At 36.7% G+C, this 15,394-nt stretch carries 18 protein-coding genes; 3 read left to right on the top strand and 15 right to left on the bottom strand.

The window, feature by feature from the left end:
• Positions 1 to 178: 178 nt before the first annotated feature.
• The 10 genes from AOX59_RS14855 to nagZ form a co-directional block, all read right to left on the bottom strand.
• A complete protein-coding gene (locus AOX59_RS14855; RefSeq protein ID WP_068446694.1) occupies positions 179 to 1,228 on the bottom strand; it encodes a 2,3-butanediol dehydrogenase in 1,050 nt (349 codons plus the stop codon).
• Positions 1,229 to 1,707: 479 nt separating this feature from the next.
• Positions 1,708 to 1,941 carry a hypothetical protein gene (locus AOX59_RS14850; protein WP_068446693.1) on the bottom strand — a complete coding sequence of 78 codons (234 nt, stop codon included), beginning with the start codon at positions 1,939 to 1,941 and terminating at the stop codon, positions 1,708 to 1,710.
• Positions 1,942 to 2,031: 90 nt separating this feature from the next.
• On the bottom strand, positions 2,032 to 2,364 hold the full coding sequence (locus AOX59_RS20115; RefSeq protein WP_179946410.1) for a hypothetical protein: 333 nt from the start codon (positions 2,362 to 2,364) through the stop codon (positions 2,032 to 2,034).
• Positions 2,365 to 2,570: 206 nt separating this feature from the next.
• The gene (locus tag AOX59_RS14840) at positions 2,571 to 2,912 is read right to left on the bottom strand and encodes a hypothetical protein (protein WP_068448378.1); all 342 of its coding nucleotides are present in this window, start codon (positions 2,910 to 2,912) and stop codon (positions 2,571 to 2,573) included.
• Between the two features lie 460 nt (positions 2,913 to 3,372).
• Entirely contained in the window at positions 3,373 to 3,720 is a 348-nt protein-coding gene (locus AOX59_RS14830) for a DUF4181 domain-containing protein (RefSeq protein WP_068446691.1), read from the bottom strand.
• A gap of 157 nt (positions 3,721 to 3,877) precedes the next feature.
• Positions 3,878 to 4,309 carry a hypothetical protein gene (locus tag AOX59_RS14825; protein ID WP_169792883.1) on the bottom strand — a complete coding sequence of 144 codons (432 nt, stop codon included), beginning with the start codon at positions 4,307 to 4,309 and terminating at the stop codon, positions 3,878 to 3,880.
• A gap of 221 nt (positions 4,310 to 4,530) precedes the next feature.
• On the bottom strand, positions 4,531 to 5,007 hold the full coding sequence (locus AOX59_RS14820) for an SRPBCC domain-containing protein (RefSeq protein ID WP_010529136.1): 477 nt from the start codon (positions 5,005 to 5,007) through the stop codon (positions 4,531 to 4,533).
• Positions 5,008 to 5,186: 179 nt separating this feature from the next.
• The gene (locus tag AOX59_RS14815; protein ID WP_068446689.1) at positions 5,187 to 5,711 is read right to left on the bottom strand and encodes a DinB family protein; all 525 of its coding nucleotides are present in this window, start codon (positions 5,709 to 5,711) and stop codon (positions 5,187 to 5,189) included.
• Positions 5,712 to 6,278: 567 nt separating this feature from the next.
• Positions 6,279 to 6,485 carry a hypothetical protein gene (locus tag AOX59_RS14810; RefSeq protein ID WP_010529134.1) on the bottom strand — a complete coding sequence of 69 codons (207 nt, stop codon included), beginning with the start codon at positions 6,483 to 6,485 and terminating at the stop codon, positions 6,279 to 6,281.
• Between the two features lie 93 nt (positions 6,486 to 6,578).
• The gene (nagZ, locus tag AOX59_RS14805) at positions 6,579 to 8,291 is read right to left on the bottom strand and encodes a beta-N-acetylhexosaminidase (RefSeq protein WP_040912187.1); all 1,713 of its coding nucleotides are present in this window, start codon (positions 8,289 to 8,291) and stop codon (positions 6,579 to 6,581) included.
• Between the two features lie 406 nt (positions 8,292 to 8,697).
• On the opposite strand from nagZ, the gene bla reads away from it, so the two are divergent.
• The 3 genes from bla (at position 8,698) to blaI (ending at position 11,950) form a co-directional block, all read left to right on the top strand.
• Positions 8,698 to 9,627: a class A beta-lactamase gene (gene bla, locus AOX59_RS14800; RefSeq protein WP_068446688.1), complete on the top strand. Its 930-nt coding sequence runs from the start codon at positions 8,698 to 8,700 to the stop codon at positions 9,625 to 9,627.
• Positions 9,628 to 9,771: 144 nt separating this feature from the next.
• Positions 9,772 to 11,565, top strand: a complete 1,794-nt coding sequence (locus AOX59_RS14795; protein WP_068446687.1) for a BlaR1 family beta-lactam sensor/signal transducer — start codon at positions 9,772 to 9,774, stop codon at positions 11,563 to 11,565.
• Between the two features lies 1 nt (position 11,566).
• On the top strand, positions 11,567 to 11,950 hold the full coding sequence (gene blaI / locus AOX59_RS14790; RefSeq protein WP_010529130.1) for a penicillinase repressor BlaI: 384 nt from the start codon (positions 11,567 to 11,569) through the stop codon (positions 11,948 to 11,950).
• A 142-nt stretch (positions 11,951 to 12,092) separates the two neighbouring features.
• On the opposite strand, the gene sda is transcribed toward blaI, so the two are convergent.
• From sda to AOX59_RS14770, 5 genes are all read right to left on the bottom strand, one after another.
• Entirely contained in the window at positions 12,093 to 12,245 is a 153-nt protein-coding gene (gene sda, locus AOX59_RS19310) for a sporulation histidine kinase inhibitor Sda (protein WP_082684220.1), read from the bottom strand.
• Positions 12,246 to 12,549: 304 nt separating this feature from the next.
• Entirely contained in the window at positions 12,550 to 13,293 is a 744-nt protein-coding gene (locus AOX59_RS14785; protein WP_010529129.1) for an amidohydrolase family protein, read from the bottom strand.
• Between the two features lie 194 nt (positions 13,294 to 13,487).
• Entirely contained in the window at positions 13,488 to 14,177 is a 690-nt protein-coding gene (locus AOX59_RS14780) for a hypothetical protein (RefSeq protein ID WP_008591992.1), read from the bottom strand.
• Between the two features lie 98 nt (positions 14,178 to 14,275).
• Positions 14,276 to 14,767, bottom strand: coding sequence for a hypothetical protein (locus tag AOX59_RS14775; protein WP_068446686.1), 492 nt, complete (start codon positions 14,765 to 14,767; stop codon positions 14,276 to 14,278).
• Between the two features lie 89 nt (positions 14,768 to 14,856).
• Positions 14,857 to 15,363: a hypothetical protein gene (locus AOX59_RS14770; protein WP_068446685.1), complete on the bottom strand. Its 507-nt coding sequence runs from the start codon at positions 15,361 to 15,363 to the stop codon at positions 14,857 to 14,859.
• Positions 15,364 to 15,394 lie beyond the last annotated feature (31 nt).

The following is a 15,394-nucleotide window of genomic DNA, read 5'->3' as shown; positions in this document are numbered from 1 at the left end:
AATAGCGCCCGTTAATGGAATTATCCACTTCTACTATTAGCTGGTATTGCAGAATATCGTCAATATTCTTCTTAAAGAAGAGTTCAATATCACTTCGCTAATTTATCTACCTGGACCTAGCTGACAGTCATAACAAAACCCCAAGTAACAGCTGCTACTCAGGGTTAAATAATACATTTTATTTCTCACCACTTAATTCCACTAATATTTTTGCTTGTGATTTATCGTTTGTCAATGCTTCGAATCCATTTTCAACAATATCATCCAATTGAATTTGGTCTGTAATAATTCCCTGTGGTTTTAATTGTCCTGTTCCCATTAAATCTACAGTTTGTTGGAATGTAGTAGGTGTATATGCGATTGTTGATGTAACTTTTACACCTGTATTTGTAAGCTGTATTGGATTCCATTCAATCTCCCTAGCAAATATAGAAACAATAACCATTGTTCCACGTGCCCTTGTTGCATCAATTGCTTGTTTAAATGTTGGTGCTACTCCGGCAACTTCAAAGGAAACATCTACTCCATCTGGAACAATTTCCTTGATTGCTGTAACAGCATCTTGTTCGCTAGAGTTAACGACATGGGTTGCTCCTAATTCTTTTGCTTTTTCAATTCTAGTTTCCGACAAATCTAAAGCAATAATCTTGCTGGCACCAGCAGCTTTAGCTGCAATAATTGTCACTAAACCAATTGGACCTGCACCAAATACAGCTACCGTATCACCAAACTGCAGTTTCCCTTCTTTTACAGCTTGTACGGCAACCGCAGTTGGTTCTACTAAAGCTCCATCCTGTAGTGTTAAAGATTCTGGAAGTAGATAAACGTTATCTTCTGGTACATTTGCATATTTAGTAAAACCACCGTCACCGTGAAGGCCGATAAAGCTGAAACCATCATAAGGATCAAGGTCTTCCGACTTATTTCCATAAGTGATTGTTGGATTAATTGCTACTCTATCGCCAACTTTATATTTTGTCACCTTTGGACCTACTTCTTCAATAACACCCGCAAATTCATGCCCCATGGTTAGCGGAGCGATTTCTCCAGTTAACGGATCCTCTTTTTCATTTGGTACAAACACCGGTCCCTCTTCATACTCATGTAAATCACTGCCACAAATACCTGCCCAAGCTACCCTTACTTTAACATCGGTATCTTTCGTTTGTTTTAGTTCTATTTCCTCTACCCGTAAGTCTTTTTTTCCATACCAGACTGCAGCTTTCATTGGATATTACCTCCTGCTTAATTAGTAGAAAATAGTTATAAGAATACTATATTGAAGGAATAATCAATATTAATTCCTATGATTTTATTATACTATTGATTTTTCCAACCTTCTATTAAATAGACTTTAATTTCTAACCAAATACACATATCTCATTAACAGTTTTGCGATTGTTTATTTTAATTCGGTTGCATGGTTTATTCTCGGGTCTTTGTTCATATAATTTTACCATTCCTCGATATTTACCTTTTTACTTATCCAGTTTATTCAGTGAACTTTTATTTAACCGTACAAATATTCATAAGAAGAATTCCCCCTCATCTGAATCTCTTTTTATTTTCATCGTATATGGATTATTTTATTCAATAAAATGACCCTTATATATGATGCTCACGCTAATCCTTATTCAAGAATGGCGCCCGATTAAAGAATAAGCGAAACGACACGTCACAAATTATAATCAAGGAATTAATGGATTGCTATCCGCGATTGTGGTTCCCATTTTCCACCTCGTTTTTTTTCTTTCTCTTATAGTACACGTAAATCGTATTAGCAACAACCACTAATGCAAAAACGACCAGACAACCTATCACATATGTTATATTCAGTTCACGCAGGACAACAATGATTGCAATAAAATTCCCAATAAGGGCCGCTAAAGCCATCACACTTAATCTCCACTCGGAATGTGCAAGATTCTTTACTTTCTTCATTTTATGGCCCCCTTAATATACTAGAAAACAATAGTGAGCGTAGCCTTTATTCCGCGAAAGCGCCCTTTTCTGGATCAAACGTTATTAAGTTTATTGGACGTCCTTATCCTCATCTTTAAGATCTTTGCTTACCTCTTGCCGCCATTGCATATCTCTGTCTTTAATTTCTTCCACTTGTTTCTGCAACGACTTATTAATAAAACCATAGATACTAAAAAATACACCTGCGACCATAAAAACAATGCTTAATATATACGTAACCCATCCGTAGATTTCATTTAAAACAGTCACAAATGCACTCGGCGGTGTAGCTGTGTATACCCGATCGGGCATATATAAAGCAATCGCAAGGTGCATTATACCGAATAAAACTGTACCTGAAATCAATAAAACAAATCCGAAAGACTGCAATTTTTTACTCATATGTGACCCTCATTTACATAATATAATCTTCCACAATCTGGCCCAATGGCTCAAGATTAGCGCCAATCCTTATTAAAGATAAGCGCCCGATTGCTTTAAAAAACAAAAGCAAGCAATACAGCAATGACCAAACTTTGAGTGAACAAGGAAATGGCCCTTATATGTGATACTACGCTATTCCTTATTAGGGAAAAGCACCTGATAATTTAATATTCCAATTGACGCAAATACAGGAGAATTTCATCTTCATTCAATTTTTTAACGTTGTATTTGCGGATCTTGCTGTCAATTTTCTTTTGTTGCTTACTTCCTTTGCTAAAGAAATTGATAATATGAAAAAATATTCCTCCCCAAATGCCAGCCCAACCACGGAATCCTAGTTGAAAGGCCATTTCTTCTGTTTCCATAAGCGGCAATTGAGTATTTTTCTCGAACTCTTTTTTATAGTCTTCCTGAATTATAATATAATCTTCTTTGTTTTTTAACGCGGAAAGCAAATCCTTGGGGTTGTCAACTATAAAGCAATCATCAGCTTGTTTATATTCCAACGAATTCACTCCTTTTAATGAAACAGTATATTTTGATTCAAGATTAGCATAATTCCTTCGACAAATGGCCAATATTAATAGGACCCTCCTGCTGATTCTTATTCAAGAAGCGCACCCGTTTGCGGAAATGAGTCGTAACTTATGAGTCTTACAATCAATTAACAAATATCGAAATCAATAAGCTAATTGCAAAGAGGACAAATGCAATCTGTATGATTATGTACATTGTAAATTCAAAGGTTAAAAGTTTTCTTTGCTTTTTAGTCTTTTCCAAATGCCGTAAAAAGAAACCAGCACTAATAATAAGTATTACGTAAGAAATTCTACGTAATACTTCTGCCAAAATGACCACGGATATCAACTCCTTCTGACCCTTATATGCGATATAGCCGCTATTCCTTATTAGGGAAAAACTTCACAGTTACCTATTTAAAGCACGCAAATTAATTATAGAAAAACATTAGAATATAAAAATTAAAATATAAATTAGCCCAATCATTAGTACAACTAGTGAAACCATATATTCCCTGGTTTCCCTCAGAAACTTCCACTCTAAAAATGACTGAAAGCCCAGTGTTATTGTTAAAAAGAATAACCAAAACCACTTCATAACATCATTATTGGAAATATCTAAAACAAAGAGAATACAAGATATACCAATAACACCAAATATCACTAATCCGACTATTTGAATATTTTTACCAAACTTGTCAGAGATTTTTCTCTTTTTATTCCCGACAATTATCTTACCTACAATGATGTACGCAATACTGACAACCAATGCTAAAATTGGTGTTGTAATACCCACTCTCATATCCCCTTGTGATTAGAATGATGCCTGTTATTCAAAAAAATTCCATAAACCTTATTGAACTAAATACACCTTAGTCGCTAAAAATAATAAAGTGGACTGAATAACATAGGTAGGATGTTCCTTTAGAATCATTCATTAATTAGTTGAAAAATCATTCTTTCATTAAACTATCTAAAAAGGTATATCCAAGAACAACTCCAGCAATTACTTGAATGGTAGGGCTGCTAAATATTATGATATCTGGTAACCAAGTAAAGTTTTTTCCTAGAGGTGTATACGATAATATCGAAAAAGTTATTATATAAAGCGACGGTAATGCGATTGCAATAAATTTAACCCAATCAAATCCCCATTGTTTATCCTGTTTCATTTCAATAATCAATTTTGGTACTCTGAGAAATAGTCCAATTACAATAGGGAATAGTGTTGCAAATAATACAACAGGTAACAATTCAAAGTTTTTTTTAGCTTCCTCTTCTAATCGAATTTGATATCTCATTCCCAAGTAAATTATAAATCCAATACCGATTGTCCAAGCAAAGTAATAAATAAACCTTCTAATTTGAACCCCTCCCTTAAACATAATTATTTATATATATGATGAGCATACATTTAGTTTCAATATTCGATTATCATTTTGCCTTTTTAGCTTTATAAGGATTAGATTAAATCCCCATTGTTCTTACAATGTATTGCTCCATAATAATGACCATTTAGCTAGTAACGTGAACATCTTTGTTCCTGATAAGCGCCCTATTGCTTAAGATTGATGATATTTACAAAGGCATCAAAATTGTTTACATGTTATTCAGTGAAGTTAGCCAGATTCTCTAGTGTGGATCTTAAACCTGTGTCGTGGTCCCCTTTTCGTATTCCTTCAGGTACGTTTTCACAAACGATAGTGACCTTTGTGCCTTCTGGAATGGCTTCTAAGAGCCATTTCTGTGTCATCTCGCCCGAGAACGCCGGGTCCTCGGAATCAAATTCTACTGATTGCACAATTCGCTTGTCCGGAACCAACTCCACAAATTTCCCTTGAGCTACATCAGTGTTTTCTGAAGTTTTCCCAGGGTTTGATTGATCTATTTCGTACGTGAGAGTCACTCTATAAGTTCCACCTTCGTGGGGTTCAAACATATCAATATGACCCGACATTCCTTTTGGCGGAAGCCAAGAAACCAATGCTTCAGGGTTTAAGAATGACTGATAAATGGTTTGCGGTGATGTCATTATCACTCTTGAGGCAGAATCCGTTCTCTTGTTATTTGGTGCACTCGCCATGAGAGAATCCTCCTTATTGACGTTCTAGAATCAATTTTTTTAAGTTTATCACATATAAATGCGAAAAATTCTTCTCGATTGCTCAAAAACCCTTCTATTGTTCAATTTGATTCCCCATATATGGTACAGGCGCCAATTAAGGATTTGCGCCCGATTCATGAACAATCAAAATTAAAGATTCATTCTTGATTATTCTCCATTTGTTTTAAATATAAATAAAGGCCATAATCTGTCGGAACAGAAGCATAACCCATCTGTCTTAACATAGCAGTAATATTGCCACGATGATATGTTCCATGATTCACAACATGGGGCACTTGCTCAAATACACTTGTTTCCATCAAATCACCATTCGGATTTTCAATCACAAGAGATTTATCTATGTTTTCCATTTTACTTAGGAATAACTTGTATCGTTCTGAAAGTTTAAGAAACATCGTTTCCATTTCTTCTATTTCCTTTGACACTGTTTCCTCTTTTAACTGCTCTTGTAGCATCAATGAATCATTCATACTTTTACCGGAAAAAACTTCTATCCACCCAAGATCAGAAAGATAAACATGGGCTAAAATATGAGATACCGATGAAAACACACTTTGCACTTCTCGACGATAAACATCCTTGGGAAGCTCCCTTAATCGGTTGAAAATTTGTCTATTTGCCCATTCATTATAGTCATACATCTGCAATTCAAGCTGTGCCATTTAAAGCTTCTTCCTTTCATGTTTGATATAGTAGCTTAATTATACACTACCCCTTTGGCTTTTGGACTCTGTTCTTATTCCGTGAAAGCGCCCGATCGTATTGCTTAAGGTAACTATTCCAAATTATTTTGTTTATTTTTTTCTGCATAATGATTCCAACTATGGTAGACAATCCAAAACACAATAATTACTAAAAATGAATAATACGTGTAATACTAGGGAGAAAGGCAAAAAGTACTAATTAAAAATGGCGGCATAAGTATCCAATAGCGCTTGTTTTTAAAATCATTAAGCACAATACTTCACTCCACAACCTAGCCCATAAATCAAGAAACAGCGCACTTTTTATTCGGTTCTCGCGCCCTTCGTATAGCGGAAGACCACAGATATACAAGTTTAATTCTTCTTGGATTTTGATATTACTTGTGATTAACCGAGTAGGCGTAGCCATTAGTGACTACGTCTCTCACAGCTCCACACATGCGGGTCTACGCATGTGGCTCCTCCCATGGCGTCTCTTTTAGAGATAAAGGTCATTAAACAGATGATCTGTTTACTCCCTTTACGTCATTGCTTTCGTATCTTCCTTTGTTCTGTTTCTCCTCTTAATATGCGATTGACACAGGGCTGATAGCTTTTTGCGATCCCTGTTTCCTCCCACAAGCGATGGACGGTATACGTTTGTCCCACCCTGGCATCAGTCGATTCCTGACTTCTATCCAGCATCTGTCCACTTCCACAGACATCCGAAAGTCTACTTGCATTGATCTTCATGGGTCACGCCCTTCGCACGGAACCCTGCCTTTTGGGTCAGGGATTCCCAACTGTAACGCTGTACAGTTTCACTCATGTGCTGTTGAAAAACTTTTAGGATACCTTTTTCAAAATGGCTTCCACATTTTTATTAATCGATTGGAAATTGGGTACTCGCTTTTTTTCATTCGACAGCTGATAATTTTCTTTCAAATCAGTGATGCGTTCCACACTTTCGTCTATCCTGTCCTCGCTTATTTCTCCATTTTCAACAGCCTCTTTCAATTTATCAAAAACAGTGGAAATCAAATCCGGGTTATGTCCAACAAGCAATGAATCTGCACCCGCTTTCACCGCTTGGACTGCTGCTTGTGCGACATGATAATGATCTGTTATTGCCTCCATCGTCAAGTCGTCGGTCATGACGACGCCATCAAAATTAAAATCCTCCCGCAAAATACCCGTTATCACTTCTTTTGACATGGATGCCGGATCATTTGCGTCGATTTTTGGCAACAAGATATGTGCAACCATGCTGACGTCCGCACCTTCTGAGATGGCTCTTTTGAAAGGTATAAGTTCTAATTTGGACAGCTCCTTGTAGCTTTTATCAACCTTTGGGAGTTGCAAATGAGAATCTTTGCTCGTATCCCCGTGCCCAGGAAAATGTTTTATAACTGAAATAATCCCTTCACTCTGAACTCCTTTCATTGTCTGGATGCCCATCCTGGCGACAATATCGGGGTCGTCACCAAATGAACGATCTCCGATAACAGAATTATCTGGATTGCTGTTAACGTCGAGGACAGGCGCGAAGTCCAAATTGAAACCGAGTGCCTTCATCTGCTCACCGAGGATGGTACCGACATTGAAGGATACATTCTTGTCGCTCAGTTCTCCAATCGAACGGCTCGACGGCAGGCTTTTCACTCCATCAGGCATTCGTGTCACACGGCCGCCTTCTTCATCAACACCCAAAAATAATGGATAAGAATTGTCAGCATTCGCAGCTTTCATCCCTTTTAAAAAGTTGACAGTTTGCGTCTTACTGTTGATGTTATTGGCATATAAAATGATACCTCCAACATGGTACTTTTGGATGATGTCTTTTGTTTCAGTGGTCATTTCCGTTCCATCGACCCCGCTGAATATCATTTGTCCAATTTTTTCATCAAGGCTCATATCATCGTTGCCTGTATCACTGGGATTATCACCTTTCTCATCAGTTACACCACTCCCGCTAATTTCTTTTGATAATGAAATATGATCTACATTAGGGTTATCTGAATCATCGGCAGGTTTCGGCAACACCCATTTCAAGACATAATTGTTGGAAAGTTCATAGACAAGAATGATTTGATTGTAATCTTCGTTTTGGTAGTAACGCGTATCATCGGACTTTTTATTTGATTTAATTGTATCAAAATCGAACGACTTGAATTGACCCTGTGATGAACGCATATCAGACACAATACCCTCTGTAATACCGACATCAATGTCATGTGACGGATAGTTCAAAAAACGACCAACATCCGTATCCGTGGTCTTTTCCGGTTCCCCCAAAGTTTCTTGCACCGCATCAGTGGTCGTTTCACCGACAACGATATTGCTTTCCGGGATTTTTCCTTGTTTGGCTAAGTTGAATATGTTGTCCAAAGCTTCTTCCGGCTCCTGGATCTCTACATTTTCATGACCCGATGATGGATTCTTTGGTTGTTGGTCTGCTTGTTTACCATTTGTATTATCAGCCAATGAACGAATGAAAAAGAAAGCCGCCCCAAGAGCGATGATAGCAATAAGGGTTATAATGGTGATGCGCTTAATCATAATAATTCCTCCGCGAATAGTCATTCCATAATTCGGTTGCAGTGTTATTTTCCATTTACATCTCACTCCCCAAAGTGAATAATAATATTTTAACATATAAGATCCACCTAAAAATCCTATCCTTCCTTTATTCCACGATCTGCGCCCTCATCTTTGTAATCGATACCTTTTCCTATTCCATGACATACTTGCCCACACCATTCTCCACTTTCACAGAAAAACACTTCAAGATTGTGTCAAACTACTTTTAAATTTTAGCTTGACATTTTATAGACTACAACTGTAGTATTACACTACAGTTGTAGTCATAGAGTTAATAAGGAGGTATAAAATGCTTACAAATAACGGTTGGTAAACGAAGAAAACAAATATGAGCAATTCAATCTAATAGAGAGAAGGTACCAATATGAGAAAAACGAGCCCATCCAAAATCGGTATGCACCTGTTTACACTGTCCATAACGTTGCTGTTACTAACAATACTTACCGCGTGCGGAAATGCAGGTAATAAGACCGATACATCATCCGACAAGGAGAATGAATCAAAGCAAACGATCAATAAGGATGAAAAGTTTGTACAGCTTGAAAATGAGTTTGATGCCCAAATCAGTGTCTATGCAATGGATACAGGGACGAATCAAACCATCGAATACCGACCGAATGAACGTTTTGCCTATTCATCCACCTTCAAACCTTTGGCTGCAGCAATCTTGCTTAAGCAAAACAACATAGAAAATCTTGAAAAAGTCGTTACATACACCAATGATGATTTGGTTACTTATTCTCCGGTTACTGAAAAACATGTGGATGCCGGATTGACGCTGTTGGAAATAAGTGAAGCGGCCATCCGGAAAAGTGACAACACTGCGGGGAATCTTCTACTTGAGGCGATTGGGGGTCCTGATAAATTTGAGCATGCCTTACGTGACATTGGCGATGACGTTACCCAGCCTGAACGATACGAAACCGAATTGAATGAATTCACACCGGGGAACAAGCGTGATACAAGCACACCGAGAGCTATGGCCACCAATCTGAAGAAGGTCGCCCTTGGTGACTTTCTGCCAGATGATAAACGTGAATTGCTTATCGACTGGATGACAGGCAATGAATCAGGAGATCCATTAATACGTGCAGGCGCACCTGAAAAGTGGACAGTTGTTGATAAAAGCGGAGCCGGAACCTACGGAACAAGAAATGACATTGCCGTTGTATGGCCACCGAACAAAGAACCAATCGTCATTGCAATTATGTCCCGGCACGATACAGAGAATGCCGAATATGATGATGCACTGATTGCAAAGGCTGCCGAAATCACACTGAACGCTTTTAAATAAGAAAATCCGGGACACACATGCCAGTCAGGGACGGCATGTGTGACCCTTCTTTTTTTGCATTTCTTTCCATAACAATAAAATGGACTTGAGTGGTAAAATAGAGGCGCTTTGTGTAAATACCTTCGCGATTAAGGAGATAAAGAAATGTCTGTCCTCCATCTGGCTGTTAGTATGTTCATATCTTCTATCATGATCATCGCTATCATGCTGATCCGAAAGATTTTTAAGAACCAATTGTCATCCAAATGGAAATATAATCTCTGGTTCCTGTTACTAATCGCTTTACTATTACCTTATATTCCAACCCAATTATTAAACTTCGGAGATAAGTTCACGTGGAACGGGAACCAAAACAGTAATCCGTTACCATCTGTGACTACAACCGAAAACCCTAGATCATGGGAAAATGGAAATTGGATGCACGATTTTTCAACATCCGTTAACCGGATTGATTTGACATTTTTGAATCACGTTTTAACCATCACATGGATTGTAGGCATGCTCGTGATGATTGCTCTCTCCATTCACGCATGGATAAAACTGCGACAAATTAAAAAGTCCATAATCCTGCTAACGAATAGCAGGGTTCTATCATTATTCAAACAGTGCAAACAACTGTTGAATGTATCACGACCACTGGTATTGGGAGAATCGCCATTGATCAAATCACCATTGACGTTCGGGATATTTAAAACCTATATAGTCTTGCCGAGTCATGCTGAAGCGTGGCTGTCCATGGATGAAATAAAATACATTTTGCTGCATGAATTACATCACTATAAATATAAAGACATTGCCACAAATTATCTGATCGTCTTATTCCAGATTTTATACTGGTTTAATCCACTGATCTGGATGGCGTTCAGGGAAATGCGGTTGGACCGAGAAATCGCGTGTGACAGTGCTGTCCTAAATACATTGGATCAATACCAGCATGCAGCATACGGAAACACGATTATTATGTTTGCGGATAAATCCTATCTTCCAAGGCATTTCTCAATGGTTAACCAAATCGCTAGTTCAAAAAAACAATTAAAAAAACGGATTGAACGTATTGCAGCCTTTAGATCTGAAACAAAGCTACTAAAACTGAAAAGCATCCTGGTTTTTATACTTCTTGTCGGAATTGTCGTGAGTCAGATACCAATTGTTTCTGCAATGCCTTATGGTGATGATAGGATTGATTTCGACAATAAGCAGACAATGTATGAGGATTTAAGCGCATTTTTCAGTGGATATGAAGGTAGTTTTGTACTGTACGATTTGCAGGAGGAACAATACAATATCTATAATAAAGACAAAAGCACATTACGGGTTTCGCCAAATTCCACGTACAAAATTTACAGTGCACTATTTGCATTAGAGTCCGAAGTCATCGCACGAAATGACAACTCCATGAAGTGGAATGGGAACTCGTATCCTTATCAAAGCTGGAACCAGAATCAAAATTTACTTACTGCAATGGAAAATTCCGTAACTTGGTACTTCCAGCAACTGGACAAAAAGGTACAAATGAAAAACATTGAATCTTACCTTGATAAAATACAGTACGGCAATCAGAATCTGTCGGGTGGAACCGAAGACTATTGGCTTGAATCTTCCTTAAAAATTTCACCGATTGAGCAGGTGCAGACACTCAAAGACTTTTATACAAACCAATTTGGATTTGATGGTAAGAACATTCAATTCATAAAAGATGCCATCAAACTGGAGACGAAAGACAGTGCAACACTCTATGGCAAAACCGGCACAGGAACGGTCAACGGGAAAAATGTGAATGGCTGGTTCATTGGATATGTAGAAACAGAAAACAATACGTATTTTTTCGCAACTAATATTGAAAGCGACCATCATGGCAGTGGCAGTATAGCTGCTGAAATTACGAAATCCATTTTGTACGATAAAGGCATCTATTTAAAAGGTAAAGGCAGGGAATAACGTGACGAATAAAATACCCACTATTTCAGAGTCGGAATGGGAAGTCTTAAAAGTTCTCTGGGAAAAGGCGCCGCAAACAGCAAATGATATCATTTCATCCTTGCAAGCACAGACGAACTGGAAGCCGAAAACCGTACGTACACTGTTGGATCGGCTCACTAAAAAAGAAGTTGTCGGCGTCCATAAAAATCAGAGAGTTTATACATTCTACCCGTTTTATTCCCAAGACGAGTGCCAACGTGCCAAAACAGACTCCTTTGTAAAACGATTCTATGACGGCACCTTGAAATCGATGCTCGTTCAATTCATTCAGGATGAAGACCTGTCTGAAGAGGATATTAAAGAACTAAGATCCATATTGGATAAGAAGCAGGATAAAAAATAAGACTGCCCCCTCTTTAAAAGTTGAAAGCATCCTTTGACTACACCTATGGGATTAGTCCAAAAAGTTTCATTCAACAATTGACCCTTATATATATGACACGGGCGTCAATCTTTTATTCAAGAATGGCGCCCGATCGTCTTGTTTAATTAATTACAATATCCTGATCCAAATCCAATAAATCACGATGATTCAATTCATTTTTAAGCAAATCAATAAAATCCTCATCTAAACCTTCCTGCCTTGCCTTTTCATAAGCCTCTGAAAGGACATAATTACACAATAGTTTTAGGGACATATTTTAATCACTCACCATTTCTATTATTGTCACAATCTACACTATTTTGATGTGCCATCCATTGAACAAAAGTTTCTTCCTTTTTGGATAGTGTGCGTCAAAGTTGACGTTCAAAGTATTCTACGAGTTGATTATACAATTTATTGTCATTCATAAATCCCCCTCCTCTTGGGGATTAAGATGAAGCTAAAGCATCTACAAATATTTTCTTACTTTTGACACAACAAATCAACACTCTGGCTCTTATAAGAAACACGGGCGCTGCTCTAATTCAATTACAGTGCCCGATTGAGGAATAAGTAAATTATTTGAAATACCATTGATAAGCATTCGTGTACAGAATTTTTTCAGCAGCTTGTTCGTCAAATAGTTGCTGTATCAATTCAATATCTCCATACTCAAAAGGTCTTTTCGCTCTTGTAGATGGTAAATCTGTTCCAAACATAAGGGCATCTGGGTTAACATCATAAATTGATTTTAAGACATTCTGGATATTAAATTGCACACGACCAAAACCAGTGGCTTTAACTCTAATCCCTTTATCCACTAATCTTAATAAATGTGGTAACCCTTCTTCAGATAGTCCTAAGTGGTCAATCGATATGGCAGGTAATCTTTCAATCGTTGACGCAATTTCGGGCAACTCTTTTGCATCAATATAAAGTTCACTGTGCCACCCAGCCAGATCATAAACTCTTCTTGCAAAGTAGTCGAGTTTTGATAAAGCTTCTGATCCACCTCGTTTGATATTAAATCGTAATGCCCTTACCCCTTTGTTGTGTAAGTTCAAGACTTCATCATCTGTCACAGTAAACGGCAATTGCGTAACACCGCAAAATGTTGAACCCATTTGTTTAAGTGCCTTCAACAAGTAATCTTGATCAAATCCTTGGAAAGAGCCAGATACAATCGCTCCACCCTGCACATTCAAATCAGCAGTTTCCTTTTGATAATCTGACGCAACATAGCTCGGTGGTATATATCCTTGGTTTTCTATAATTGGAAAGTCAAAATCAATAATATGGAAATGCGAATCAAAAATTTTCACGCTCAAATCCCCATTTCATTATATAAATTTAAAAGTTTTCTTATTGCACAAAATGGCCCTTATATGCAATTTTGGCGCCAATCCTTATTAAAGATTAGCGCCCTATTGTTGAAGTATGTCTATATAAAGATGTTTATTGCATCACCTCAAACTTAACAACCTATGCTAAGCTTATGTCCTTTTATACATAGCATTTACTTTTTCCGTTCTTTATAGAGTTCCCAGGTTTTATCCATAAATATTTTTATTCTTCCATTATTAGGTATTCCGTATGGTTCGACCAAATACTTATACTTCACCATATTTTCTTTTTCAAGCAATTCAACCAAGTACCAATATCTAAGTTCTTGATTTTTACAGAATCTAAATTCAGTATCTTTAAAGATAATTTCCCTCAAATTATTTTCGTCATTTTTTTGTTGAATTTTCTTGGAATCATTAACTTTTTTAACTTCACGATAGAACTCATTCTCAATAATTTCAATAGCTTCTTCTGCTACACAGATTCCTTGATTTTCTATCCATTGGTTACCTAGTTCAATTCCCACAAAGGTTCCATTTTGAAGTGTAAATAATGTCAAATTCCTTGGTGAATCAAAATCTAATGATTCTATGTATCGATTATGTTGAATAACTTCAGTCTTAAATTCTTTCGAATATTCACTGTACCAGTCATTAGGGATTATGTATTCTTCCGAATTATAGTAAGTATAATAGTAATAAATATACTCAAGATTAGAACCACTTGCAAAATTCAAGAAATCCTCAACGTTATCTAAGTCTATATAAATTTGATTAGATATCTTCAAAAGACTTACTTTCAATGGAATTAAGTTATAGTTAATAATTTTCTCTTTAAGATGCTTACTGGTGATTATAGACATAATTGCACCTCCAATACTAAGCTGACAATCGCGCCCGTTTGTATGATTGGATAATGTTTTTCTGCTATCGGCTGGTATTGTTGGATTTTGCATCCTATTCAAAGTATCGTTACCAACAGAGATATAATAGTTACCAGTAAACCGCTAACTTTGATTAAAGTTTCTTTATATTGTTTCCCTTCTTCCTCACCTTTTGCATTTATAATGCGACCAATAATCTCAATTGAACTGGAAAGTATAGCAAACAAAGGGATAGATGATAAAGCAATCAGAAAAAGATTTACAATTTTAATATCTTTAAACAAACTGTAAAGGATTAATATTATTAGACCGATAATTAATCCTACACTAATTATGTCCATACTTTTCTTGTTTTCCCTTTCAGGAAAAAAATCTTTTATACTTTGCAACATGGATCCACCAAAAAATACTAACAAGCCGATTCCAATAATATCTGATAATGGGAGGTTAAAAGAAAAAGAATTGATGGTAACAGTATAAGAAATATCAGTGTTTAAAAAAAGGATACCTAGTATTAATATTGTTAGTGACATTCCCCACATTGGTGCTTCTTCGCTTGGATTATTCATTTAGTTAAACCTCTCCCCCAATTCAAGTTATTCCATTTTGTTTCACAATATGGCCCAAGAAATGAATACTTTTTTTCCGCGGAAGCTACCTATTCTTGTATTACCAGATCACCATCTATAATTCTTAAAACTAATTTTGAATTAATTTCTTTGTGATTTAGTGTTGTATAGTAAAGCCATAATTTCAAATGATCTTTACTATGATAATCGTCATATACAGTGAATTTAATCACATGGTCAGATTTTTGCCAATTATAAATTTCAGCAGGGGATTCACTGCCAGCATGCCTCGGAACTATATCTTTGTCGTTTTTATTTACAAGATCAAAGGTAATGTAATTCCTTTCTGGTCCAAATGAAAAATTATCAATCATGAATATCGGTAAAAAACTTTCGTCTCTTTCCCTTTTCTGAACTTCGTACATTTCCTTATTTAGTTTCACAGATTGTTCACTAGCTTTTGCTGATTTGTAGCTAATAATAATAGAAAGCAATAATAAAAATGGAGATACTACACTAGCTATAATAGTTAGAATATCAAAAAGATCCTTGTCCCCAAGTGTTCTAAAAACCTCTAGCCAATCTTTCTTTGTCACGGTATTCCCCCTAGAGTCAAAATCACGACTC

This window comes from Lentibacillus amyloliquefaciens (assembly GCF_001307805.1).
GTDB lineage: Bacteria > Bacillota > Bacilli > Bacillales > Amphibacillaceae > Lentibacillus > Lentibacillus amyloliquefaciens.
Note: the sequence above shows the minus strand (reverse complement) of the source record. Positions and strands in the feature narration are given on the sequence as shown.